At 48.1% G+C, this 26,236-nt stretch carries 22 protein-coding genes; 11 read left to right on the forward strand and 11 right to left on the reverse strand.

Translation table 11 applies throughout. The features are described 5' to 3' along the window. Positions 1-18: 18 nt before the first annotated feature. The 6 genes from tatC (at position 19) to NH568_RS17085 (ending at position 7,731) form a co-directional block, all read left to right on the forward strand. On the forward strand, positions 19-765 hold the full coding sequence (gene tatC, locus NH568_RS17060; protein WP_054016086.1) for a twin-arginine translocase subunit TatC: 747 nt from the start codon (positions 19-21) through the stop codon (positions 763-765). Beyond that, positions 758-1,225: a hypothetical protein gene (locus NH568_RS17065; RefSeq protein WP_253049130.1), complete on the forward strand. Its 468-nt coding sequence runs from the start codon at positions 758-760 to the stop codon at positions 1,223-1,225. The genes tatC and NH568_RS17065 overlap by 8 nt, the downstream gene beginning before the upstream one ends. Next, positions 1,226-2,014: a TatD family hydrolase gene (locus NH568_RS17070; RefSeq protein ID WP_253049133.1), complete on the forward strand. Its 789-nt coding sequence runs from the start codon at positions 1,226-1,228 to the stop codon at positions 2,012-2,014. After that, positions 2,014-3,855, forward strand: coding sequence for a diguanylate cyclase (locus NH568_RS17075; RefSeq protein WP_253049136.1), 1,842 nt, complete (start codon positions 2,014-2,016; stop codon positions 3,853-3,855). Before NH568_RS17070 ends, NH568_RS17075 begins: the two co-directional genes overlap by 1 nt. Position 3,856: 1 nt before the next feature. Next, a complete protein-coding gene (gene hemB / locus NH568_RS17080) occupies positions 3,857-4,867 on the forward strand; it encodes a porphobilinogen synthase (protein ID WP_253049139.1) in 1,011 nt (336 codons plus the stop codon). 140 nt (positions 4,868-5,007) lie between these two features. Beyond that, the gene (locus NH568_RS17085; protein WP_253049142.1) at positions 5,008-7,731 is read left to right on the forward strand and encodes an ExeM/NucH family extracellular endonuclease; all 2,724 of its coding nucleotides are present in this window, start codon (positions 5,008-5,010) and stop codon (positions 7,729-7,731) included. Positions 7,732-7,869: 138 nt separating this feature from the next. Here NH568_RS17085 and NH568_RS17090 read toward each other — a convergent pair whose 3' ends face one another. From NH568_RS17090 to NH568_RS17100, 3 genes are all read right to left on the reverse strand, one after another. Then, positions 7,870-8,292 (reverse strand): hypothetical protein, encoded by a 423-nt coding sequence (locus NH568_RS17090; RefSeq protein ID WP_253049144.1) that lies wholly within the window; start codon positions 8,290-8,292, stop codon positions 7,870-7,872. A gap of 300 nt (positions 8,293-8,592) precedes the next feature. Next, positions 8,593-10,680: an elongation factor G gene (fusA, locus tag NH568_RS17095; RefSeq protein WP_253049147.1), complete on the reverse strand. Its 2,088-nt coding sequence runs from the start codon at positions 10,678-10,680 to the stop codon at positions 8,593-8,595. Positions 10,681-11,013: 333 nt separating this feature from the next. After that, entirely contained in the window at positions 11,014-12,315 is a 1,302-nt protein-coding gene (locus NH568_RS17100) for a GntP family permease (RefSeq protein WP_253049149.1), read from the reverse strand. Between the two features lie 129 nt (positions 12,316-12,444). Here NH568_RS17100 and NH568_RS17105 point away from each other — a divergent pair, with 129 nt between their 5' ends. Next, positions 12,445-13,323, forward strand: coding sequence for a hypothetical protein (locus NH568_RS17105; RefSeq protein ID WP_253049151.1), 879 nt, complete (start codon positions 12,445-12,447; stop codon positions 13,321-13,323). Here the strand turns inward: NH568_RS17105 and NH568_RS17110 are convergent. After that, a complete protein-coding gene (locus NH568_RS17110) occupies positions 13,320-14,036 on the reverse strand; it encodes a hypothetical protein (RefSeq protein WP_253049154.1) in 717 nt (238 codons plus the stop codon). The two genes, NH568_RS17105 and NH568_RS17110, sit on opposite strands and share 4 nt — an antisense overlap. 1,129 nt (positions 14,037-15,165) lie before the next feature. Then, on the reverse strand, positions 15,166-16,119 hold the full coding sequence (ylqF, locus tag NH568_RS17115) for a ribosome biogenesis GTPase YlqF (RefSeq protein WP_138546011.1): 954 nt from the start codon (positions 16,117-16,119) through the stop codon (positions 15,166-15,168). Positions 16,120-16,287: 168 nt separating this feature from the next. Here ylqF and NH568_RS17120 point away from each other — a divergent pair, with 168 nt between their 5' ends. The 3 genes from NH568_RS17120 (at position 16,288) to NH568_RS17130 (ending at position 17,903) form a co-directional block, all read left to right on the forward strand. After that, on the forward strand, positions 16,288-16,650 hold the full coding sequence (locus NH568_RS17120; protein WP_253049156.1) for a hypothetical protein: 363 nt from the start codon (positions 16,288-16,290) through the stop codon (positions 16,648-16,650). Positions 16,651-16,727: 77 nt separating this feature from the next. Beyond that, the gene (locus tag NH568_RS17125) at positions 16,728-17,267 is read left to right on the forward strand and encodes a YaeQ family protein (protein WP_253049158.1); all 540 of its coding nucleotides are present in this window, start codon (positions 16,728-16,730) and stop codon (positions 17,265-17,267) included. A gap of 30 nt (positions 17,268-17,297) precedes the next feature. Continuing rightward, entirely contained in the window at positions 17,298-17,903 is a 606-nt protein-coding gene (locus tag NH568_RS17130) for an alpha/beta hydrolase (protein ID WP_138546008.1), read from the forward strand. Here NH568_RS17130 and NH568_RS17135 read toward each other — a convergent pair. Both NH568_RS17135 and NH568_RS24050 read right to left on the reverse strand, forming a co-directional pair. Beyond that, positions 17,897-18,106, reverse strand: coding sequence for a hypothetical protein (locus tag NH568_RS17135; protein ID WP_010384994.1), 210 nt, complete (start codon positions 18,104-18,106; stop codon positions 17,897-17,899). The genes NH568_RS17130 and NH568_RS17135 overlap by 7 nt on opposite strands. 282 nt (positions 18,107-18,388) lie before the next feature. Then, the gene (locus tag NH568_RS24050) at positions 18,389-18,511 is read right to left on the reverse strand and encodes a hypothetical protein (RefSeq protein ID WP_283235369.1); all 123 of its coding nucleotides are present in this window, start codon (positions 18,509-18,511) and stop codon (positions 18,389-18,391) included. 65 nt (positions 18,512-18,576) lie between these two features. On the opposite strand from NH568_RS24050, the gene NH568_RS17140 reads away from it, so the two are divergent. Further along, complete coding sequence (locus tag NH568_RS17140) at positions 18,577-19,044, forward strand: Dps family protein (protein ID WP_253049161.1); 468 nt, start codon at positions 18,577-18,579, stop codon at positions 19,042-19,044. A 52-nt stretch (positions 19,045-19,096) separates the two neighbouring features. Here NH568_RS17140 and NH568_RS17145 read toward each other — a convergent pair whose 3' ends face one another. The 4 genes from NH568_RS17145 to NH568_RS17160 all read right to left on the reverse strand — a co-directional run bounded on the left by NH568_RS17145 (position 19,097) and on the right by NH568_RS17160 (position 26,172). Then, a complete protein-coding gene (locus NH568_RS17145) occupies positions 19,097-19,513 on the reverse strand; it encodes a hypothetical protein (RefSeq protein ID WP_253049164.1) in 417 nt (138 codons plus the stop codon). A gap of 87 nt (positions 19,514-19,600) precedes the next feature. Next, positions 19,601-21,658: a S9 family peptidase gene (locus NH568_RS17150; protein ID WP_349288018.1), complete on the reverse strand. Its 2,058-nt coding sequence runs from the start codon at positions 21,656-21,658 to the stop codon at positions 19,601-19,603. Between the two features lie 155 nt (positions 21,659-21,813). Then, positions 21,814-24,990, reverse strand: a complete 3,177-nt coding sequence (locus NH568_RS17155) for an efflux RND transporter permease subunit (RefSeq protein ID WP_253049167.1) — start codon at positions 24,988-24,990, stop codon at positions 21,814-21,816. Between the two features lie 15 nt (positions 24,991-25,005). After that, a complete protein-coding gene (locus NH568_RS17160; RefSeq protein ID WP_253049170.1) occupies positions 25,006-26,172 on the reverse strand; it encodes an efflux RND transporter periplasmic adaptor subunit in 1,167 nt (388 codons plus the stop codon). Between the last annotated feature and the right edge of the window lie 64 nt (positions 26,173-26,236).

Here is a 26,236-nt window from a genome sequence, read left to right on the forward strand (position 1 = left end):
CTGTCTACGAGTTTTTGCATGTCAGATATGACAAACAGTGGCTTTATTGGCCACCTTATTGAGCTTCGAAATCGTCTGATCAAGGCGCTGCTCAGTGTCCTGATTATATTTGTGTCTTTGGTTTATTTCGCCAATGATATTTATGCCTTTGTGGCGGCTCCGCTGGTTGAAAGTTTACCCGCTAACAGCACCATGATTGCGACGGATGTTACGGCTCCTTTCTTTGCGCCATTTAAGCTGACGCTATTCGTGTCACTGTTTTTGGCGGTCCCCATGATACTGCATCAAATTTGGGGATTTCTGGCACCCGGTTTGTATCAGCATGAAAAGCGTATGTTGATGCCTATTTTACTGTCCAGTATCTTGTTATTTTACGCCGGCATCGCTTTTTGTTACTTCGTTGTGATGCCCATTATACTTGGCTTTTTTACGGCCGTCGGCCCGGATATGATGACCCTCTCTCCGGATATCAGCAGTTATCTTGGCTTCATTCTGAAACTGTTTTTTGCGTTTGGCGTCGCATTTGAAATCCCGGTAGCCATCATGTTGCTCTGCTGGAGTGGTGTCACAACCACCGACAGCCTGGCACAAAAGCGCCCCTACATCATTGTTGGTGTCTTTGTGATAGCAATGTTCTTAACGCCACCAGATGTGTTGTCGCAAACCCTGCTAGCCGTGCCCATGGCACTGCTTTTTGAAGTCGGTTTGCTGCTAGCAAGACTCTATAGTAAAAAACCAGCAACAGAGGAACAAAGCCATGAATAACCCCCAACTGATGCTGGCGATCACCTGCATATTATCCACGGTACTAAGTATATTTCCCGCACAGGCTAAAGGGCCATTACTGCATAAAGTGAAAACATGTAGTCAGCTCGAAGCAGATACACAGCGTCTGGCCTGCTACGATAAACTGGCCGCGGATATTGCCGCCAGGCCACACCCTGCACCTCGCCATACTGAGACCAACAGTAAAACCGCATTTGGACTGGAACACAAAAAAGAAGGCGACCAAGAGATCAGTGCCACGCTTTCTGACGTCAGTAAGTCACCGAACGGGCAACGCCGCTTTACGCTGGACAATCAACAGCGTTGGCAACAAATTGGTACCCAGGCATTTTTTGCGAAAGAAGGCGATGCTGTGGTTATTCGCCGCGGGTCATTCAATTCTTTTATCATGCAGAAAGTGGGCTCAAACCGCACAATTAAAGTGAGAAGAGTCGACTAAATGCATACGTTAATAGACGCCGGTGTTAACTTAACCAGTACACAGTTTGATGCCGAGCGTGACACCATAATGACCCGGGCCGCCAACCAGGGTATTGAGTCTATGTTGTTGATTGGCTGCGACTTACAAAGCAGTGAACACAGTCAAGCTCTGGCAATGCAATATGGTCAGTATGCCACTGCGGGGGTTCATCCTCATGACGCCAAAGACGTACCTGACGATTTTATTGTGCAATTACGCAATCTGCTCACGCAAGAACGGGTCGTAGCCGTTGGCGAGTGTGGACTCGACTTTAACCGTGATTACTCCCCGCGTCCGGTTCAGCAACTGATCTGCGGGGTACAGCTGGAACTGGCTGAGACGCTGAATATGCCTGTCTATCTGCACGAACGCGACGCCTTTGACACATTCAGTGCAATGCTGGATGACTTTTCTTTGCGTGGAGTGCTGCATTGCTTTACCGGCGATAAACGTGCACTGCGTCATTACCTGGATTATGGCCTCATGATTGGTCTGACCGGCTGGTTATGTGACGAGCGCCGCGGTGAAACCTTACGGGAGCTGGTACGTTACATTCCCGAAGATCGGATCCTGCTGGAAACCGATGCGCCATTTTTGCTCCCCCGAACACTCAAGCCTAAGCCAAAATCGCGTCGCAATGAACCTGCGTATTTACCTGAAATCGCACATCATGTTGCCGCACTCAAAGACGTCTGTGTATCGGAACTGGCGCAACAAACCAGTAAGAATTTCAAAACGTTGTTTTTAGCTAACGGGATAACTGGCTAATGCTGTGGCGCTTGGTATTACTCGTGATTCTGCTGTCAGGCGCCGCTCAGGCACTGGAGGTTTCAGCTGAGTTCAAGCAACATCAATCGCTCTCGTATCAATACACCTACAGCCAGGCAGAAAATATTCAGGCTTTACTGCTTAGTCAACCACAGTGGCAGGCAGGTCGAATCCAGCCCTTAAAGCCGCCAGCCAACACCCATGCCTGGATCCGAGTTGCTCTGCATAACCCAGGCTCCATAGAGGTGCCCCTGTTGCTGAGTATAGATAACAACTTACTGGACAAGATCACAGCGTATATCCGTCATGACGAGGCATCCTTTCTCACCCTTGCCTTAGGTGATGCGCTCCCGCTAATGCAACGCCCGGTTAAACATGAAGCGCAGTTGATCCCCCTGGAACTGCCGGCCCACAGTCATAGTCAGGTGTATTTGCAGATCAGCCATCATGGCGCCCTGAACATGCCGCTGAGCCTTTGGCACCCTATTGAATATTTAAAGTATAAGAGTAAATTTAATCTCTTATACGGCATTCTGGCCGGATTTATCCTGGCTATGATTGCCATTAATTTCACCCTCTATAGCTTTACCCGCCGGCGATACTTTTTACATGGTACGGTGATTATCGGGCTATTTTGGCTGCTTATTGTGCATCTTTATGGATTTAGCTATCGCTATCTGTACGGAGACAATGTCTGGTTGCAGCAATACGGGCAAAGCTTGCTGGTGATGCTTTCGACCCTGGCCCTGATCCCCATTCAGCGCAGCAAAGCCTTGCCGAACCTGCTACAGGCAAAACACGACAGTAAACTGACCCGATTGCTGATCCTGGGTGTGATACTGACTTTACTCAGTCAACTACTGCCACTGCCTATGGCCACCTTTGCCGCTTATGGTATGGCGCTTACTTTGGTGCTGGGCTACATCATTTGCACAGTACGAAGCCGGTATCGTCGCACAACCAAAATGACCGCGATACTAATTTACACCATTATGCTGGTCACGCTGAGTTATCAATTTGGTTTTGAGTTAGGAATCTTTGGCGGCGTACAGCTGGACCGCCCGGTGACCTATGTCTGCTACCTGGGACTGAGCCTCTATCTCAGTTTCGTTCTGACCCGCCAGTTCATATTAGAGCGCGAAAAGCACATAAAGACCCAACAACATAAACTGGCCCGTACTCAGGCAGAAGACGCCTTACTCAAAGAGAAGCTGAAACTACAAGAACAGGCACAGCAGGAGCTGGAAAACAGCATAGACGAGCGAACTTTTGAACTACAGGTCACACTTCGGGAACTCGAGGAAAAAAACCATGAGCTTGAAAAGCTCAACATGGAAGATCCGATGACCAAAGTGAAAAACCGCCGCTACTTTGATAAACGCCTGATGATGGAAGTTCGTCGCTCACGCCGTGAGCAAACCACGCTGAGCCTGATCATCCTGGATATAGATTTCTTCAAGAAAGTGAACGACAACTATGGTCATTTGGCGGGGGACCACACCATTTGTGCCTTTGCGCGCCTGATTGAACAACACCTGAAAAGACCCCATGATGAAGTCTTTCGCTATGGTGGCGAAGAGTTTGTGATCCTGCTGCCCAACACCTCACAGGACGGCGCCCTGGAACTGGCTGAGCAGATCCGACTGGCGACTGAAGCACATGAGCTAAAAGTGGCTGGCCACCATATTAAATTTACTACCAGTGCAGGGGTTTACAGTGCCATTGCACAGGACACCGGCAACCCCACTCTATTTACCGATTTGGCTGATAAAGGCTTATACATGGCCAAACAGCAAGGCCGCAATCGGATCTGTATTTACCAACCTAAGCAGGAGACTTAACGTGGCTCAGTCAGGACTGGATCTTTTTCCTTATACGCGCATGCGCCGTATGCGTAAAAACGACTTTTCTCGCCGTATGATGTGTGAAAACACACTAACGGTAAACGATCTGATCTATCCGGTATTCGTTCTGGAAGGCAAGAACCGCAAAGAAGCCATTCCTTCTATGCCAGGCATTGAGCGCCTGTCAATCGACCTACTGGTGGAAGAGGCAAAAGAACTCGTAGCATTAGGCGTACCAGCCATTGCGATTTTTCCGGTTACTCCGGCCGACAAAAAATCCTTGCACGCTGAAGAAGCCTATAACCCTGAGGGACTGGCTCAACGCACCGTACGCGCCCTGAAAAGTGAATGTCCCGAACTAGGTGTGATCACCGATGTGGCACTGGACCCGTTCACCACCCATGGCCAGGATGGCATCATCGATGATGAAGGCTATGTGATCAATGACATCACGACGGAGATACTGGTTAAGCAAGCGTTGTCTCATGCCGATGCAGGTGCGGATATTGTCGCCCCATCAGACATGATGGATGGACGCATTGGCGCCATTCGGGATGCACTGGAAGAAGCCGGACATATCCACACCCGTATTATGGCTTACTCCGCCAAATATGCCTCCAGCTATTACGGCCCGTTCCGTGATGCGGTCGGTTCAGCTGGGAACCTTAAAGGGGCAGATAAGAAAACCTATCAGATGGATCCAGCCAATTCAGATGAGGCACTGCGCGAAGTTGCACTCGATCTGCAAGAAGGTGCCGACATGGTCATGGTTAAACCGGGTATGCCCTACCTGGACGTCGTACGTCGGGTTAAAGATGAGTTTGGTGTACCCACTTTTGCCTACCAGGTCAGTGGCGAATATGCCATGCATAAAGCAGCCATAGATAATGGCTGGCTGGCAGAAAAACCGATCGTCATGGAATCATTACTCGCATTTAAGCGTGCTGGCGCCGATGGCATTTTAACCTACTTTGCGAAGCAAGCCGCTATCTGGTTGAATGACAAATAAATAATAGGTAATTATTAAAAAAGGAGCAATAAATTGCTCCTTTTTTGCATTTTTCTGATTAACATTGTGTCATTTTTGTGTAACATAGCCCCCGTAAGCTTATGTACCCATTTGGGTTTAAACTACACACGGGAAAAAACATGATAAAAACAAAATTCACTCCACTGGCACTTCTTGTGGCCGCAGCAACTGCCCCTGTGCAGGCTCAGGTCATCATGTCAGAGTACATTGAAGGTAGCTCAAACAACAAAGCAGTTGAGCTTTTCAATACTTCAGAAAACGCAATATCGCTCGATGGCTACACACTGAGTTATTATTCAAATGGTGGTACCGATCCATCTAATACGATTGAGCTAAGCGGTGAAATTGCTGCAGGCGGCACCTATGTTATTGCTAACAGCAGTGCAGTCGATACTGTGCTCAACGCTGCCCAGCTTACTATTGGCGGCAGCTGGTACAATGGCGACGATGCAATTGTACTGCGCAATGGCGACACCGTGTTAGACAGCTTTGGGCAGGTTGGCTTTGACCCTGGCAGCAAGTGGGAAAATAACGGCGTTGCAACCCAAGACAAAACACTGCGCCGCAATATCGAAGTAACAACAGGCCGAACAACATTTGATGCCGAGTTTGATCCTAGCGCCGAGTGGGTACAGTTCGAAAAAGACGATTTCAGCGGCCTGGGTAGCCATAGTGGCGACGCTGGCGGTGGTGACGGCGACGATGATAAGCCAGAGCCGTTGGTTTGTGGCGACGCAAGCACAAAAATTAATGAAATTCAGGGCAACACAGATGAAAGCCCGCTAAAAGATCAGGTTGTGACGATTGAAGCCGTTGTAACAGCTGATCTTCAGGAAGACAACCAGCTTAAAGGCTTCTTCGTCCAGTCACTGGCAGCGGATATGGACGAAGACAGCATGACCTCAGAAGGTCTGTTTGTATACTACAAAGATGTCGATGTTAAAGTAGGCGATCAGGTTCGCGTACAAGGTACCGTTCAGGAATTCTACAACGCAACGCAATTAGGCAATGTCACGCAACTTGAAGTATGCGGCAGCGCCGATGTTCAGGCACAGATGCTGACTCTGCCTGTGAAAGAAGTAAGTGATCTGGAAGCGGTTGAAGGCATGCTGGTTAGCCTGTCTCAGGATATGGTCGTAGCGGATACATACAACCTGGGCCGTTACGGTGAAGTTGGCCTGGCAACAGAGCGTCTTTACCAGGGCACACAGGTGGCAATGCCTGGCGATGCAGCCAACGCATTAGAAGCTGAAAACACCAAAAAATTCCTACTGATGGACGACGGCTCTACTGTTCAGAATCCAGAAATGATCCCTTACCCAAGCACAGGTCTGGATGCCTATAAAACAATCCGCCTGGGTGACACAGTCACTAATCTGGAAGGGGTTATTGCCTATAGTTTTGGTCAATACCGTCTAAACCCAACAAAAGCGCCGACTTTCAACAACACCAATGAGCGTACTGAAGCTCCTGAGCTCAAAGGTGAAGGCGATCTGCGTATTGCCAGCTTCAACGTATTGAACTATTTCAATGGCGACGGTCAAGGTGGTGGCTTCCCAACTCCTCGTGGTGCAGATACAGCTGAAGAGCTGGTACGTCAGGAAGCGAAACTGGTCTCCGCAATTACCGCGCTGGACGCTGACGTGATAGGTCTGATGGAACTAGAGAACGACGGTTTCGGCGAGCATAGCGCAGTCGCAGACCTGGTGAAGGCCATTAATGCTGAATCTGAGTACACCTATGCCTATGTCGACTTTAACGCCTCTCAGATTGGTACAGACGACATTACAACCGGTATTATCTATCGTACTGACACGGTTGAAGAAGCGGGCACAGCCAGCTTTACCACTGCAGCGCCATTTGACTATAGCAACCGCCCACCAACAGCACAGAGCTTCCGTAAGTTAGACAACAACGAAGAATTCACGGTTGCGGTTGCGCATCTGAAGTCTAAAGGATGTGGTAGTGCAGAAGGTGACAATGCAGACCAGGGCGACGGTCAGGGCTGTTGGAACGCTATCCGTACCGAAGGCGCCAATTCATTCGCAGATTGGCTTGCAACTAACCCTACCGGTAACGACGATGCTGATGTGATTCTGGTTGGCGACATGAATGCATACGCAATGGAAGATCCAATGCGCGCATTCGAAGACAAAGGCCTGAGCAATGTCATAACGCACCTGGATAGCAATACACTCGGCTATTCTTACAACTACTCTGGTCGTCTGGGCAGCCTGGACCATGCCGTTGCTTCTCAGTCGTTACTGAGCAAAGTAACCGATGCAACAGATTGGCACATCAATGCCGATGAGCCGCGTATGCTGGATTACAACACGGAATACCGTACCGACGCACAAATCGCTGAGCTGTATGCCGACCACGCTTATCGAGCATCAGATCACGACCCAGTGATCATCGAAGTGAAAACCGTTGCAGGCGAACCGCCGGTCGATCCTCGCCCGGTCATTGCTGAAGGCCAGCACTTCACTGTTGATGAGAATACACAATTACAAACAGTTATTGGCATGCTGGACTTCTCTGATGCAGATTCAGCAGTCACGCCTGTAGAACGCTTTATTGTCACCGGCACCAATGTCATCACAGTAAACGCATCAGGCCAGCTGCTTGTAGCAGGTGAGTTAGACTACGAGTACGATAATCGTATCGAATTTATGGTTCAGGCACAGGACAGTGCAGGCAATCTGTCAGAGGCAGTTGAAGTGGTCGTCAATGTCAGAGACGTCAAACAAGGCGATGACAACGACGATGATGATTCAGGTAGTTTCGGCTGGCTGGCGCTGTTTGCTGCGCCTCTGGCATTACTGCGTCGTCGCACTAAGTAACCCGACACTGTAAATAGACAGACTTAATCATCAGGTTAAGTCTGTACTATAAAAATAGAAAAAATGCGCCAGAAGGCGCATTTTTTTGTTTGCTCTCAGTTTTTACACCAGGTCACCTTGTGTGGTGATTTGGTATGTTCAAGCTTTAACTTGGTTGCTATTTTCCAATATCGGAACAGATAGCAGCTGAGCAGCTTTTTGCAGCTCAACATCATCAATAGACCAGTAGGGAAATGCTAATTTTCGGTTGTTACTAAGCACAACCCTTAAACAACGCAACGGACCCAGCTTTTGTCGCTCGAGTGATACTATTTCATCTGCGTGCACATACTGTGTTTTCATCCATGTGCGATAACAAATTCCTGCTTTATCGATATGTACAAAGCGCTTATTGGTGAGTGTCGACACTACAACCAATGCAACAACCAATAGCGCCAAAACCATCAATGACGACGCAATCCCATTTAGGGCGACCAAAGTCATCATCCCATAACACAGTGAAATACCACACAAAGTGGCTAACACGGCAAACCAGCTGATATCCAAATCTATGGTTCTCATGAGTACCTCCCAATTTTACTCAATTACAGGCAGAATCAACAGAATCTGAGTTCTAATGATAAAGTTGCAGAGTTCCTAAATCAAGTCCATTTGTGTTATTTTTAGCAATAATTAGCGATTAATTTCCACGCAGGATGGGGGGTATGATTTTATTTATATTTGTGCCCAAGTAGCATGCGAACTATTTAGATGAGTGATAAGGGGAGTTTTGGAGTCACGGGATTCAACACGCCGCATCTTACAGTAACAAGCATTAAAAAGGCCGCAAATGCGGCCTTTTTTCAGAAATCAGTCTACTAATTACTTAGCAGCTTTTTTCTCTTTCTCTGCTGCAATGACTGCGTCAGCAACGTTTGCCGGGCAAGGTGCATAGTGAGAGAATTCCATTGAGAACTGACCACGACCAGACGTGATAGTACGCAGGTGACCAATGTATCCGAACATTTCAGATAGTGGTACTTCACCTTTGATACGTACGCCAGTTGCGCCAGCTTCCTGGTCTTTGATCATACCACGACGACGGTTAAGGTCACCGATTACGTCACCTACGTTGTCTTCTGGAGTGAACACGTCAACCTTCATCACAGGCTCAAGAAGCTGAGGGCCTGCTTTAGGGATTGACTGACGGAATGCGCCTTTCGCTGCGATTTCGAACGCGATTGCTGATGAGTCAACTGCGTGGAAACCACCGTCGAACAGCTCAACTTCAACGTCTAGTACAGGGAAGCCAGCCAGAACACCTTCGTCCATCATCATCTTGAAGCCTTTCTCAACTGCTGGCCAGAATTCCTTAGGAACGTTACCACCAACAACTGAAGATGAGAAAGTGTAGCCAGAGTTAGGCTCACCAGGCTTGATGCGGTAGTCGATCTTACCGAACTGACCAGAACCACCAGACTGCTTCTTGTGCGTGTAGCTGTCTTCGATTTCCTGTGTGATAGTTTCACGGTAAGCAACCTGAGGCTGACCAACGATTAGGTCTACACCGTAAGTACGCTTAAGGATGTCAACTTTGATGTCCAGGTGAAGCTCACCCATACCTTTAAGGATGGTTTCGCCTGAATCTTCATCAGTTTCAACCTGGAATGACGGATCTTCTGCAACCATCTTACCAATCGCGATACCCATCTTCTCGTTACCACCTTTATCTTTAGGTGCTACCGCGATAGAGATTACCGGATCAGGGAAGATCATCGCTTCAAGTGTACATTCGTGCTTAGGATCACACAGCGTGTGACCAGTTTGAACGTTCTTCATGCCCACAACCGCGATGATGTCACCCGCTTGTGCTTCAGTCAGTTCGTTACGCTCGTCCGCCTGCATTTCAACCATACGGCCGATACGCTCTGTTTTACCAGTTGCAGAGTTAAGTACAGTGTCACCTTTTTTCATGCGACCAGAGTAGATACGGATAAAGGTCAGGGCGCCGAAACGGTCATCCATGATCTTAAACGCAAGCGCTTTAAGCGGCTCGTCAGCATCTACAGTTGCTACTTCACCAGTAGGCTCACCTGTTTCTGGATCAGTCAGAGGCTGAGGGTCAACTTCTGTAGGCGCAGGCAGGTAATCAACAACTGCGTCTAGTACCAGCTGAACACCTTTGTTCTTGAACGCTGAACCACAGTAAGTTGGGAAGAACGCCAGCTCACGAGTACCTTTACGGATACACTCTTTGATTTGCTCTACAGAAGGCATTTCACCTTCCATATACGCTTCCATCAGGTCGTCGTCTTGCTCAACCGCAGTTTCGATCAGCATTTCATGGTACTCTTCAACTTTGTCAACCATGTCTGCTGGAACGTCTTGCACTTCGTAATTTTCTGGAAGACCAGTGTCATCCCATACGTATGCTTTCTTAGAAAGTACGTCTACAACACCACAGAACTCGTCTTCGATACCAATTGGCAGCGTCATAACAAGTGGGTTAGCAGCAAGTACATTTTCAACCTGACCTACTACACGGTAGAAGTCTGCACCCATACGGTCAAGCTTGTTTACGAAGATAACACGTGCAACTTCTGATTCATTCGCATAACGCCAGTTAGTTTCTGACTGAGGCTCAACACCGCCAGATCCACAGAATACACCGATACCACCGTCTAGTACTTTCAGTGAACGATATACTTCAACTGTGAAGTCAACGTGTCCAGGAGTATCGATAACGTTTAAACGGTGGCCTTTCCACTCACAAGTTACCGCTGCTGATTGGATTGTAATACCACGCTCAGCTTCCTGCTCCATGAAGTCAGTAGTAGACTCACCGTCATGTACTTCACCCGTTTTGTGGATTTTACCAGTAAGCTTTAGAATACGCTCAGTGGTGGTAGTTTTACCCGCATCAACGTGCGCGAAAATACCAATGTTTCTGTATTTCGATAAATCTGCCATTGTTTTACTCTATTTAAAGTAGAAAAATTATTCGGCGGGAGTATATCACCTCTTTAGGCGAACATCATCCTTCACGTCGTCTAAAATGCAATCAATTTGAGAAAAAAGTGGTTTATCGTGGAATGTATTTTGCTTATGGGGCTTTTGTATGCTCCAAAACACCGTCAGATAAAGGCTGCCCCTGTTTTAATGGGTAATAAAAGCCCCGCGAATAGCGTAAATAAGTGGCCATTTCGATGACTTAAATGACCTGCTTACTCCACTCTTACTTACCCAAATCAGGGGCTAAACGACTCAATACGGTTCAGGCAAAAACGCCTGCCTGCAAGTCATTTAAAACCAAATAAATAGCCCGAGAATAAGCCCCACACCTAATAATGGAACCAGCACCGTCAGTACCGCTAATGGCCAGTACGCATCCTGATGCTTCTCTCCGCAAATTGCACGAACGGTCGTCACAACATAGCCATTGTGTGGCAAGGTATCGAGCGCCCCAGAGCTGATAGCCACCACCCGATGCAGCTGATTTGCATCAACGCCCAAGTCCAGATAGTGCGGCGCAACTAAGGGCAACGCAATAGCCTGCCCGCCCGATGCCGATCCCGTCAGTGCCGCGATTACACTCACTGCAATGGCAGCGCCAAGCAGTTCATTGCCGGGGATACTGGTCATCAGAGCAACAGCTTCATTAAACGCCGGCGTGCCTTTGGCTACCGCGCCAAAGCCCACCACCGCAGCCGTATTCCCGATTGCTACCAAAGCGCCGGTAGTGCCAAGATTGACCGCCTGAGATAAATTGCGAAAGTGCTTAAAATTAATCGCTAAAATAGTGAGTACCCCACCCAGCAGAGCAACGATCAGCGCATTTTGTTGCAGTGCACCATGCAAGGTAAAGGACAATATAAGTACGACCAGTAAAGGTAATAAACCCGTGATTGGATGCGGCAAGCACCTCTGAACCTGCTCGGGATCATCCTGGCGGGCCACAAAACTTTCACCGTTCGCCACTGCGCGACGGATCATCCAGCTCAGCAGCATATAACCTAATCCCGCCATAAAAATGGCTACAACCAGACTCTCCTGCCAGGCTGCATAGGGCGATGTACCCAGGTACTTAATAGGGATCCAGTTTTGGATTTCAGGTGAGCCTGCAGAGGTCATCGTAAAGGTCACGGAACCAAATGCCAGTACGGCCGGGATAAAGCGCCGGGGCAGATTTGCATCTTTAAACAAACTCAAAGCCATGGGATAAACGGAAAAAGCCACGATAAACACACTGACCCCCCCATAAGTCAGTAGCGCGCAAGCCAGTACCACGGCAAGTACCGCGTACTTCATCCCGATTTTGCCTATCACGTAATGGGCAATGGCATCAGCCGCCCCAGTGTCTTCCATGAACTTGCCAAACAAAGAGCCCAGCAGGAACATCAAAAACCAGGCTTGCAAAAATCCGGCAAATCCGGCCATATAAAGAGACACAAAGGGTTGTCCCGAGGTGCCATTGAAAATGGCAATATCACTGGTCAGGGCCACAATCAATGCACACAAGGGCGCAGCGATAAATAAGTTGACCCCGCGCAGGGTAAGGCCTATCAGTAATGCCAAAGCACCAATTAAGCCAAGCAAACTTAGCATAAATATCCTGTTTATTTTTTGTTATTTAAGGTTAGTTATACGGCAATTTGGCACTGGGATCGAGCACCCATCATGGAATATGTCTGACACATACAGTCGACGGTAAAACAATCAATAAGGAGTCTAACAATGCCTAAGCGCCACATCTTTCTCGGTTCGATACTGGCACTCACAACCAGTGTTGCCATTCAGGCATCTGAACGCGCAACCTGGCTGTGGAAAAAAGGGGGCGACCCGCTGGGTGCTTCCTCTATGATCACCGCACAATCTGAACAACAAACCTTGATTGATTTACTGCAGCAACAGAATATTTCTGTTGTTTATGGTTCCTACGGGCAATATACATCGACTCACCCTCAGGCCGTCGCACAGTGGAATCAAACACTTGCAACACAGGGGATTCAGTCACACTATTTGATGGCACAAAACACCTGGGTTTTTCCGAGCAACCATAGCAAGATGCTGAGTAAGTTGCAGACCCGTTTTATCGACTATCAGCACCATGCTGCACCAGATGCCGAATTTACGGCGCTTCACCTGGATATAGAGCCCCATGCCCTAAATGAATGGAAGCAAGGCACAGCCCAGTCACGACAGGCTTTGTTGTGGCAACTCATTGATACATTTAAAGCAATCAGAGCCTTACTCGATACTCAGGAGATGGCACAGATAAAACTTTATGCTGATATTCCAACCTGGTATGACAGCTCAACCAATATCAACTGGCCAGATCGGGGAAGCGCTTTTTTTACGGAACTGGCCAATGTGCTGGATGGTATTTCAATTATGGCCTACGAGCGGGATAGCAGTGATTCAATCATGAATGCCACAGCTGATGAACGTGCACTGGCCTCGCCAGCATTTTCTGTGAGGCTTGGCGTGGATGTCAGTGAAACCTGGGAAAATCCGGCACATTTACACCAGGTCATTAACCAGCTGGAAGCCGCGCAGCAGCGCGTCGATATTCACGATGCCACCGACTACTATTACTGGTTGCAGACTAACTAAAGCTGCGGTTTTTGCTCACCCTGATGATCGCATGTCAGTGTTACACGCACATGCGATGCCCTGGTCTGTGCCCGCTCTTTACAGTAGTAACCCGCTTTTTGGGTAAAGTGATGCAGTTCCTGTTCATCATCACGCTGATCCGCATCATTCCAATCTGTCTCATAGGTCACCGAGAATGAGGTGGGGCTGAGCGCGGAAAACTGAAAGTTGGTGTTCGTTAAACACGTGCTTGGAGATGTATCGTAATTACATGCACTCAAAGGCATACCGACACCAGATTCAGACATGTTCATGACGATGACTAAGTCAAATACATTTAAGTCGTGTGACGCTAGCTCTTCAGGCGTTACGTCTGTTTCAAGCACCAGAGTTGCAGCATTGTAATTAAACGGGCATCCTTTATCAGCATAGTCACAAGGCAACACGTGCGTCTTAGTTGATACCCCAAATGCACCTTTTGACATTGCCTGTTCAAAATCTCGCACTACCTGCCTCTGAAAGCGCTGACTTTTGCACGACGCATCAGCGCATTGCGCCCAAAAGCGCAAACGTATCTCTTGTTCTGTACGAGACACAGGTTCAGCATCCAAATAAATCTTGTAGCTCTGTGAGCCGAATGTAAGCAGCTCAGCTTCTATATCAAAGTACTCTGTCGCAAACACCGGCAGACTAACTGCCGCAATTATGGCTCCCGGTAAGATAATGGTATTCAATTCATAAGTTCCTTTTAACTGTACTAACAAGAAGCAGAGTAACACCTCTCATCATGTTAAAAAAGTGTACATTATGAGTAAATTAATAAAACACATAGTACGAACCAGCAAAAACACAAATGAGAATTATTTTCAAAAGTAATTGACAGGCACACAAATCTAATTGATAATCAATCTCAACAAAGTGACGTGACGGTTCATTTTGTTACTCTAATTGTTTCTCGACCCTGAAACGCGTGTTGCGCACGATAACAGCACTGGTTGTTGCTGAGTTACATTGACGCCCCTTGGTGTAACTCAACAACCGCCTTATATTTTACTTGCTACATTGCTCATATCGGTGACGGTAGATATGAACTCAAAAAGCCCTCCTCAGGGCTTTTTTCATTTCCGGATTAAAAACAGCTCACTCCAGAGTGCTTTTCTGCACACATCACCTAAAGCACAGCGCTGAAAGATGGCATGACAACGAACTACGTTGAATTCACAGCCCAAACTAAATGAGAATTATTTTCAAAAAAGAATTGACAGGCACAAAGATCTAATTGATAATCAATCTCAACAAAGCGGGATTGACGGCTCACTTTGTTGCAGTACATATTTTGTTTCTCGACCCTGAAACACGTGATGCACACGTTAACTGCGCAGGTTGCAGGTGAATAACATTAACGCCCCTTAATGTGGTTCACAGGCAACTAACTCACTATTTTACTTGCTACATTGCTCATATCGGTGACGGTAGATATGAACACAAAAAAAGCCCTGTACAGGGCTTTTTTTATGCCTGAAATTTACCAAATTAGCGATCTGCCACTAACGCAAATGATAATTAATTTCAAATGAGTGTTGACAACCGGAAAGATCTAATTGATAATCATTATCAACAAAGCGAGATTGACGACTCATTTTGTTGTAGTACTTAATTTGTTTCTCGACTCAGAAGTACGTGTTGCTTACGCACAAAGCTCTGGTTGCAGGTGAAAAGCATTAACGCCCCTTGATGTGGCTCACAGGCAACCAACTCACTATTTTACTTGCTACATTGCTCATATCGGTGACGGTAGATATGAAATCAAAAAGCCCTGCCCCGGGCTTTTTTTATGCCTGATTTTTGCTCACCCAGCAGGGATTAACGACGATTTTTCCGTGCACGAGCACGACGCTGGCGCTTTTCTTCCTCTTTGGCCGCCTTTTTCGCTTCTGCCGCCTGACGCAGTTGCGCAACCATTTCTTCCTCTTCATCACGCATTTGCGGGGTTTCCATGGTGATGCGACCTATGATGGCATCGCGGAGCTCGTTGATTAGGATCTCTGACATTTTGTGCGTATCCACCTGGTTGCCACCACGAATACACCCCCGCTTTCGCCCGGCCATTTCAATAAAGGTCCAGTCGCACTCAGGCAACTCATCAATTTTATATCGAGCCTGTAAAAGCTGTGGATATGCCTGCAGCAGATATTCGGCGGTGTAACTGGCCACTTCTTCATAGTTGATTGCAGTATCACGAATGGCACCGGTTGCAGCAAGGCGATAGCCCGAGTTTTCATTTTCAACTTTTGGCCATAACATGCCCGGTGTATCGTACAGCATTATGCCGTCTTCGAGCTTAATGCGCTGCTGGGCTTTCGTCACCGCGGGTTCATTGCCCGTTTTCGCGACGATACGCCCTGCCAGAATATTGATCAGTGTCGATTTGCCGACATTAGGAATGCCCATGATCATCGCCTTGAGCTGCTTATCCTGACCGACTTTATGCGGCGCCAGCTTTTTACATAACGCGTTAATACGCTGAACGTCATTGCCTTTGTCATGGCCAAATGCCAGGGTTTTCACCCCATCTTCACGTTCAAAATAGTCCATCCAGGCCTGTGTCAGTTCTGGATCGGCCAGATCGGCTTTGTTCAGGATTTTGATGACCGGCTTGTCGCCACGCAGCTGTGCGACCATAGGGTTTTCACTGCTATAAGGAATGCGGGCGTCCAGTACCTCAATAATCACATCCATCTGCGGCATGATCTCTTTGATCTCATTGCGCGCCTTGTTCATATGTCCGGGGAACCACTGGATACCTGTTCTGCTCATCGTTTTCTACCTTATTAAATCTGCTTGTGTCGGGTTCAATGGCTCGAAAAACACACTATTTAGTTTGCCCAGCCGCACGACACATGAATAACGCATAGTGTACTATAAACCGCGATATTGGGGATAGAATAAGCAGCCACACATCTCTGGCAGTAAGGAGTATGTATTTTGAACGGTAACTGGGCCAGTGCGGCGTTAAAAAGTGTTTTTTACACTGGCCTGCTGCTCTTGCTGGGTATGGCGACCCTGATGGTTGATGATTTACTCAGCCCAATGAAAATGGTGGGTTTGCTTACCAGTTTCGCTTTATTATCCGCGTTTTACCTTGCTTTCTCTTTGGTCGGCTGGCTCGTCATCGGTTTGCCGGTTCACTGGCTGTGCAGCCGCTATACCCAGGGTCACCTTTTGTACTACGCAACTCTGCCAGGGGCTGTTTTACTTCTCACTCTTATCTACAAAGGATCATGGCTATTGCCTGGCTGCGCGCTTGCTCAGGCCTGTCTGTTCCATTACCACCTGAATAGTCGCTAGCGGACATCCACACCACTTTCCCCGTACAAACTGGGCATTTACCGATATAATGGCATTTTTGCTTTATTGGACAGGCAATGGCACTCAAATCAACTATTTTAAAGGCCAATCTCTCGCTCAGCGATATGGACCGTCATGTATATCAGGACATCAGTGTTACCTTGGCACAACACCCATCGGAAAACGCCCAGCGTGTGATGGTGCGGCTGCTGGCGTTTGCGCTGGAGTACCAGGACGGACTCAGTTTCAGTAAGGGCCTATGTGTCGAAGATGAGCCGGATATCTGGCTGAAAAACTTCAGTGATGAAATTGAACTGTGGCTTAGTGTGGGCTTACCCGAAGAAAAGTGGCTTAAAAAAGCCAGCAATCGTTCTAAACAAGTGGTACTTTATACCTATGGTGAGAACAATCAGGGCCCATGGTGGCAAAAAAACCAGAACACACTGCGCCAGTACACGAACCTTAAGGTCATCAGCTTGCCTTACAGCGCCACTAGCGTAATGGCTGAGATGCTAACTCGCACAATGGCCTTGACAGTCACGGTACAGGACGGTGAAATCTGGTTCAGTGATGAACAACACAGTGTGCATCTGATCCCGGAAATATTGCAGGGATAATCTCACCCGGATGCACAAGAGGTAAGCACAATGGCAGTAACCAGAGTCGTCGTTTTACATGGATTGTATATGTCAGGATTTGTCATGCGCCCGCTGTGCGAGCGGCTGGAAAAGCTCGGCTTCGAGATCCTCAACCTCAGCTATAACACGCTGACGCCAGACAAACAGACTATCTTTGCGCAGATAGATGCCTTTGTGGCGGGCCATGATGCTGCGCTGGTTTGCCACTCAATGGGTGGACTGGTTGCCCGAGATTATCTCACCCACCAGTCTGAGGCCAGCCAGGCTATCAGCAAAGTCATCACGCTGGGCACCCCGCACAAGGGCAGCTATATCGCCAAGCATATGCATGACCATGGTTTTGATATGGTGCTCAGAAACAGCGTGGAATACTTGCTCAGTCAGCAGCATAACTGGCCATTTAAAGCCAAGTTATACAGCATCGCCGGAGATCTGCCAATTGGCCTGATGCCGCTGCTGAAAAAAGGCAGTCGCTCAGATGGTACTGTGCTGTTGGATGAAACTAAGTTAAAAGGCATGGCCGAGCACAAAATCTTTCGTCTCAGCCATACCACCTTAATTTACTCTCGTACTGTACTCAACTACATCGTTGAGATACTGCAGCGATCTCAGTGATCGCCATTTGCTGCAATTTTATAAGCCACCAACGCAATGATCCCGACAATCAGGGGGATCGGCGCAGCAATATAGCCGAATGCGTCTGAATTCGCGTAACTCGCACCTGCCAGGTGGCCGACCAGACCAACCACAAACGTCAGTAGTGCAATAACAACCACAGCAATTTCGGATTTATGTTGAGAAGGGGTTTTACCTTGCATGATACGCTCCTTGGGTGTTGCACCTGTATGCAGTGCTCTGACACGCCTAAAAAAACCTGAATGAATGGCACAGATGTGCGTTTCAGATAACCTCGGTTCAATCCACATCTTCTGCCTGTTGAGATCATTATGCGCGCCTTAGCCGGGGAAATTTTGACCTGAATCAAATTCCCACAGCGGTGAAAAAGCAACCTATTTACTGCTTGAGATAGATCAACTTAGTGGTTGTTGTTATGGCCTCAAGTATCAAAGTGGCAAACTTTAAGCATCATTAAGTGCAGATTAAGCCGCTGTTGTATAAGCTTTTGTCCAACAGTGTGGCGCAGTCAGTACGGTGCTGTCTTCAATAATGTTGATGCCTGCAATCGACTTTTCCCATTTGGCATCTGCCGTCTTTTTAGTCACACTAAGAATCACTCAGACGCAACCTGTTTGCGTCTTCTTTTTTAACCGCAATACAGGAGTAAACTATGAGCAACAGCATTGGATTAGACAGCCAGAAGAGTCAGGCGTTAGTAAGCAACCTCAATACCCTGTTAAGTAGTTATCAGATCCAATATATGAACGCCCGCAGTGTTCACTGGAACATTAAAGGCCGAAATTTCTTTGAGCTGCACGTCAAGTTTGAAGAGATATACAATCAACTTTTGCTACAGGTAGATGAAATCGCGGAGCGTATTCTGACCATAGAAGGCACGCCGCTGCATGCTTTCAGTGATTATCTTGAGCACAGCCAGATCAACGAGGCCAAAGGGATCAGTGATGGCCAGGAAGCGGTGAAGTACCTGCTGGACGGGTTTACCACCCTGATAAAAATGCAGCGCGCCATTTTAGAACAAGCTGGCGATGCAAGCGATGAGGGTACGGCTGCAATGATGAGCGACTACATCAAAGAGCAAGAGAAACTGGTGTGGATGCTGAAAGCCTATTTAGCTTAACAGGCTCAAACAGTTTGCAAAATGGAGGGGCTGGGCCTCTCCATTTACTTTATCATTCAATTATCGATGCACTCAGCCAGGGGGCAGCATCACGATAATGAGGGTGCTGAATCAGATAAGCATCCGCATCAAGATAAAACAGCACTTTCACAGGTTGCTCCTGCCACAACCGCGTCAGCAACTGACGAGACAAAGCATTCACACCAATAAAATCGATTTCCTGATAACCACGTTGCGCCACTTCTGAGAAATAGCTTTGCAGTGCCTCCATACTGTCCGACGTTGCCAGCTCACACTGAGCCAGGTTGATCACAACCCGCTGCAGCGACCCCGCAGGAAAGGATGACACTTCAGTCACTGCCTGTTGCTCGAACGCCCGAACCCCTTCTCGGTTAAAAGCGCCGATCAGATTCACAAAAATCACTGGCGGGGCAATATTAATTTGCCATTTTCCATGTGCTGCAAACATACCTGCTCTCCAAGTCTATTTTTCACATGATATGCCAGGTGGCTGACACACAGACTGATCTGCATCAGTCTGCTTCAAAACGCAGGATTAGCGAGTCAGTAAGCCAATGAAAAAGGCCATTTCCAGCGCCTTTTCATGCAAGCTTTTAAAGCGACCCGATGCGCCACCATGCCCGGCATCCATATCGGTTTTAAACAACAACAAATTGTTATCCGTTTTCAATTCGCGCAACTTGGCCACCCATTTCATCGGCTCCCAGTATTGCACCTGAGAATCATGCAGTCCTGTTGTTACCAGAATATTAGGATAGTCAGCGGCGCGCAGGTTGTCATAGGGTGAATACGCTAAGATAGTACGGTAGTCCGCCTCATCGTTCGGATTCCCCCACTCATCATATTCGTTGGTCGTCAGCGGGATGCTCTCGTCCAGCATAGTGGTTAGCACATCCAAAAAGGGCACATGACAACCAATCCCACGATATAACTCTGGTGCCTGATTCACCACGGCCCCCATCAGCAGACCGCCGGCACTACCACCAGAGGCAAACACTTTATCCGCAGCACCATATCCTTGCTCAACCAAAGCCCGGGTAACGTCTTCAAAGTCGTTAAAGCTATTTTGCTTATGCGCTTTTTTACCTTGCTCGTACCAGTTACGGCCAAGCATCTCTGAACCTCGAATATGCGCAATGGCATACACAAAGCCGCGGTCCAGCAGGCTCAATGTGTTAGTCGAGAAATTCGGATCTATGGTGATGCCGTAAGCGCCATACCCATATTGCAGCAGCGGGTTAGTGCCATCTTTACTGAACTTATCTTTGCGATAAACCAGTGACACCGGTACCTCGACCCCATCACGTACAGGGATATGTAATCGCTCAGAAGCATAATAGTCAGGGTTAAAGTCACCCAGTACTTTCTGTTGTTTCTTCAGGGCCTTTTTACCCCCGACAAGTGCAAAGTCATAAACACTGCTAGGGGTTGTCAGGCTTGAGTAGTAGATCCTGACAGTTTCGGCCTCTGGCTCGGGGTTATAGCCCAACCCGGCAAAAAAGCAGGCATCGTCAAACTTAAGCTGATAACTATTACCCGCGTAATCATGCACAACAAAACGGATCTGGCCAAGCTCTCGCTCTGTCACCACATAGTGACTGTGGAACAGCTCCATGCCTTCAAGCAGCACGTGTTCACGATGCGCAATCAACTCTTCCCACAAGTCAGGGTTGGCCAGCGTCTCTTTGGTCGCACGTAACAGGCGGAAATTTTTGGCTTCCCGGTTAGAGACCAGGAAGTAATGCTCCCCCAGCTTATCAAGACCATATTCATGACCTGTGGTTCGGGTCAGTAAGCGCTCAAACTGACCTTGTGGCTCATCGGCCGACAACGCCAGAATATCTGTGGTTTCCGTAGCGGCCAGATGAATGTAGATCTCGCTTTCATCGCGACTCTTACCCAGACCCATATAAAACTGACGGTCCTGTTCTTCATACACCAGCTGGTCATCGCTTTGCGGTGTGCCTAATACATGGCGATAAACCTGATAGCCCAGCAGGGTTTGCAGGTCTTTACGTACATAGAATACGGTTTTATTGTCATTGGCCCAGACTACTTCCCCTTCGGTTTCAGTCAGTACGTCACTGCGCATCTCACCGCTTTGTAAGTCTTTAAAGCGCACGGTATAAATGCGCCGGCCGTCCGTATCTTCACTGTAAGCCAGCACATTGTCATTTGGGCTAACGGCGATATCACCCAGTTCATAAAACTCGTAAGCCTTGGCGAGCGCATTGACATCCAGTAATAATTGCTTGTCAGTCATGGCTTCATCGCTGCCACGGTAATGACGTGAATATTCATCGTCGCCACTGACCTCACTCATATACCAAAAGCGCCCGTCTTTGACGGGCACCGTATTGTCGTCTTTTACAATGCGGCCTTTCATTTCTTCAAACAACTGGTCCTGCAATGCTTTGTGATCGCCCATCACTGCCTCACAGTAGGCATTTTCGGCATGCAAATGGTCCAATATCTGCTGGTCCTGACGATTATCGTCACGCATCCAGTAGTAGTTGTCTGTCCTTTGATCCTGGTGGTGGGTCATGGTGTGTGGCACTTTTTTAGCCACGGGCGGGGTCAGCGTTTTGGTCACTCACTTGTTCCTAATTTGTTAAAAACCATTGTGACCCTAACATAGCAAATAAACGCCTGAGATGTCATTTAATTCACTTCGAGCCGCAAGATTCTAGCTGTAAAAAAAAGGCCAGCAAATGCTGGCCTCTGAACCGTCTGTCACAACGCGTGCAATTAGCTCGGGCGCTTATCCACGTTAAGGTTAAGCAATTGCTTTAGCCTGTTTAACATTAAAATGAAGACTTCTAAGATGAAAGCAAACACCTTAATCAGCAGGGCTCTTACATCAACCAAAATGATATACAGGCAAGGAACCAGAATAAGTGTGATTAACGTTGCAAACAGCACTGCAAAGCCCAGAGATACCGCCATAGGAATAACAAACTTCGCTTGCAGGCTGGTCTCAAAGATAATCGGCACAACCCCCGCAAAGGTGGTGATTGAGGTCAAAGTGATCGCACGGAATCGCGCACAACCCGCTTCAACTACCGCATCTTTGAGTTTTACGCCTTCTTTGCGCACCTGATTCACATAATCCGTCATAACCAGCGAGTCATTGATAACCACACCCGCCGCGGCTATCAAACCATAGGTCGACATCATGCTCATATCCAAGCCAAAGAACCAATGTCCCCAAATAGCGCCGACCAGGCTGAACGGGATTACAGACATTATGATTAACGGCTGACCATAGCTCTTAAGCGGGACTGCCAGCAAGATATATACAATGAACATACCGGCAATAAAGAACATCATCTGCTCATTAGCCTGTGCCTGATCTTCTTCAATATCACCACCCAGTTCGGTCTTCACCTCAGGGAACTGCTCCATCAGTTTAGGCAGCAGATTTTTATCGATGTTTTCAACGACCTGGTTTGGCTCAATGACCTGTTCGTCAATATTGCCGTAGATATAGACCGTACGATAGCCATTTTCACGACGGATATAGCTCACCCCCGGGCGTTCAACAAATTCAACCACATCACCCAACATGACATCTTTGCCCTCAGGGGTTGTGATGACCGTGTGCTTCAGTGACGAGAAAGCCTCCCGGTCCAGTCGCGGATAACGTACCATGACCTTGATCTCTTCGCCGTCACGGATCACCCGCTGGGCTTCGCCACCATAGAAGCTCATGCCCACCTGGTTACCAATATCTGACAGGCTCAGTCCTAAATCATATGCAACCTGCTTCAATGCCAGCTGTACCTCTTTACTTTCGGGGTCAATACTGGAGCTCACATCAAACAAACCTTTTTCCTGCTGTAGCATCGCAATGAACTGACGGCCCGCAGCGTTGAGCATATCTATGTCCGGACCATACAGCAGATAACCGAACTCACCCTGTCCCTGACCTTCATCGTTCACATCATCAATGACGAGCAAAGACTTTACACCTGCGATAGAAGGCATTTTTTCGCGCCAGCGACGAGATAGTTCGAAGGCATCAAAGGGGCGGTCTTCTTCTTCGACCAGAACAGCCAGTACGTTACCCTCGGTACGTCCTTCGTTCCACACCATGATGTCCTTGATCATACCCTGACCAAACTCTCGCTCCACCTCTTGTTCAACATCCAGCATCATTTTTTCGATGGTGCTGAGCGCTTGCAATGTTTGCAAGTCAGACGCATTGTCGTTCAGCGTCAGTTTCACCATAGGGTAATCGTGTGGCACTTTAGGCATTTGAACAAAACGAACCTGATTAGAAGTGATCAGCGACACACTCAATACCAGCATACCGATAAACCCACACAACACGGTCCAGCGCCATTGCACACATTTTTCGACCAGGGTGCGATAAGGTCCATTAACGAATGCGAAGAAGCGTTTGTTAAATTTGGCACGCCAGCTACCTTCACGCATAGGCTTGAATTTAGTATGACCAATATGCGCAGGTAAGATCCATTTAGACTCGATCAGGCTGAATGCCAGACACAACATGACAACGATGGCGATAGACTTAAAGAATGCCGCTTCGGGTCCACTTGAGAGCACCATAGGCGCAAATACCGCCATGGTCGTCAATACACCAAAGGTGGCAGGTGTCGCAACACGCTTAGCCCCGATGACCACATTGTTCACGCCCGGCCCTTTACGTTCTATTTCCGTATAGGCCGCTTCCCCTATGACGATGGCGTCATCGACCACGATCCCCAGAACCATAATGAACGCAAACAGGGAGACGATATTCATACTGATCCCAAACACTGGCATCATCATGATCGCACCCAGGAAACACACAGGCAGACCCACCATCACCCAAAACGCCAGTTTAAAGCGCAAGAAGATGGTCAGCATAATCGCAACCAGGATAGCCCCCTGGAACATGTTCTTTTTCATCATATCCAGACGCGCTTCAAGGTAGTAAGTCATATCAACAAAGGCAGTCAGTTCAACCCCTTCCGGTAAGGTCTTGTTCTTTGCTTCAATATAAGAGTGGATTGTATTGGCAATTGGCACCATGTTTTGATCATTGGTTGCCCTGACCGACAGATACGCCGCATTGACACCGTTAAGCTTGAAGTAGAATTCGCCTTCAACAAACGCATCTTTGATCTCAGCTACATCCTGCAACAGCACTTTCGCGCCGTTTGCTCCTACCTTAACCGGAATACGGCGGAACTCATTGCCGCGGTATTTCTGGTTCTCAACCCGTACTGAGATCAGGCCAGCATTGGTGCGGATCTGACCTGCGGATACGTTGGTTGAGTAACGGCTAATTGCAGCCGCCACTTCTTGCATCGACATGTTGTAACGACGCAATGCATCCGGGTCGACTTCAATGGCGATTTCGTACTCAGGGGTATTGCGGTCAACCAGAGAAATATTAGACAACTGCAACAGTTCATCTTCAACTTCTTTAGCCAGCGGCTTGAGCTGCGTTAACGGCAGATCAGCAACCAGTGCCATCTGCACAACATCTTGCGTAAACTCAATTTGCTGTACTCGTATCGGTTCCATCGACGCCGGGAAGGTGGCAATACCATCGACCCGCGAGCGCACTTTATCGGCCACATCGGCCAGCTCGGCGCTGGTGTCTATTTCCAGCTGAACGCTTCCTCCGTTACGGAACGAACGATAAACGGCCTTGTCTATCTCCGTCACGTCCTTAAGCGCTTCTTCGACTTTAATCAGGATACTCTCTTCGATTTCCTGTGGTGAAGCACCTGGGTAAGTTGCATTAACTGAGATCAGATTCAGTTCAATGCTCGGAAACATTTGCCGCTGGATCGTAAAGTAACTGATGATCCCCATGATGAGGATAAAAGCCATCATCAGATTGGCAGCGACCGAGTTATGTGCAAAATAGGCGATTAGCCCTGTTTGCCTGGGTGTGTGTTGTTCACTCATTGTCCGTCCCTGCCGTTATAGCTTTTCCAGGCTGGTGCCCTGTGTGTTTGACTGATCGGCCCCTGCCACTTTTACAGCCATACCGCGCTGTGGATATTCAGGTAAAGTCACGACCACTTTGTCACTGTTATTAAGCCCTTCTGCAACCAGGAAATATTCCCCTTCTTCACGGACAACTTGTACTTGTCTGGGTTCCAGTTCAGCATTGTCATTTAACAACCACACGGTTTGGTTATTCACCAGCTCCTGAGGCAGTCGGTAAATCTGCTTGAGGGTTTTGCCCAGGAAGCTCACCTGAACATAAGTACCAAACTTCACTTTAGGCTGATCGCTGTTCAGACCATATGGGTCGTCAATGCGAACTACCAGGTTGCTCATTCGAGTCTGGGTGTCTACCGTCCCCAAATCCCGGTCAATGTATGCTTCGCGAGAAAAGCCACTCACCCCTTTGTTGAATATGGTCGCTTTTGTCCCGCTGACTGTTTCTGGCAAAAATACAGAGTCGAACCCGGCAATCGGGATCACCACTTCAGCTTGCTCAATGTTATTCAGCTGCGCCACAACGCTGCCTGTTGAAACAAACTGACCCAGACCTACGTCACGAGACACAATTAACCCATTGAATGGAGCGACAACGTCACAATTGTCCAGGTCACGCTGTGCACGCATCAGCGCCGCTTTGGCCGATTTAACCGCGGCCTTCGCGCTCATTACCTGGGGCTTACGTAAAAACAGATCGGTATGCTTTTTGTTGGGGAAGCGTTTGGCTTCATCTGCCGCTACCTCAGCCTGTGCCTGCTCTTCGATCAACGCAGCCTGTGCACTGGCCAACTGGGCTTCCGCTTGCAGTACCGCGGCTTCGTAGTTGTCTTTCTCAATGCTAAGCAACACATCGCCCTTCGCTACTACGCCACCTGCCACAAAGCTGGGGTGCCAGTAAACGACCTCTCCTGCTACCTGAACAGACAATTGCGTTGTTTCCAGCGGCATGACTTCGCCATAGCTTTGGATCAGCACCTGATGATCCTGTGCCTGAACCGACTCAACCTGTACCACCGGGCGCGTATCTACGACCTGTTGTTCTTCTTCGCTTTTCGCCACCGCATTCACGGCTGCGAAACCTGCCCCCCCAAGGCCTAACGCAACAAAGGGAAAGATCCATTTTAGTGCTTGTGCTTTCATGACTTTACCTATTGATATTTTCCTACCCACTATCTTACCAACATACTGACGTTCAATAACGTGA

Source organism: Pseudoalteromonas sp. XMcav2-N (assembly GCF_024124545.1).
Taxonomy (GTDB): Bacteria; Pseudomonadota; Gammaproteobacteria; order Enterobacterales; family Alteromonadaceae; genus Pseudoalteromonas.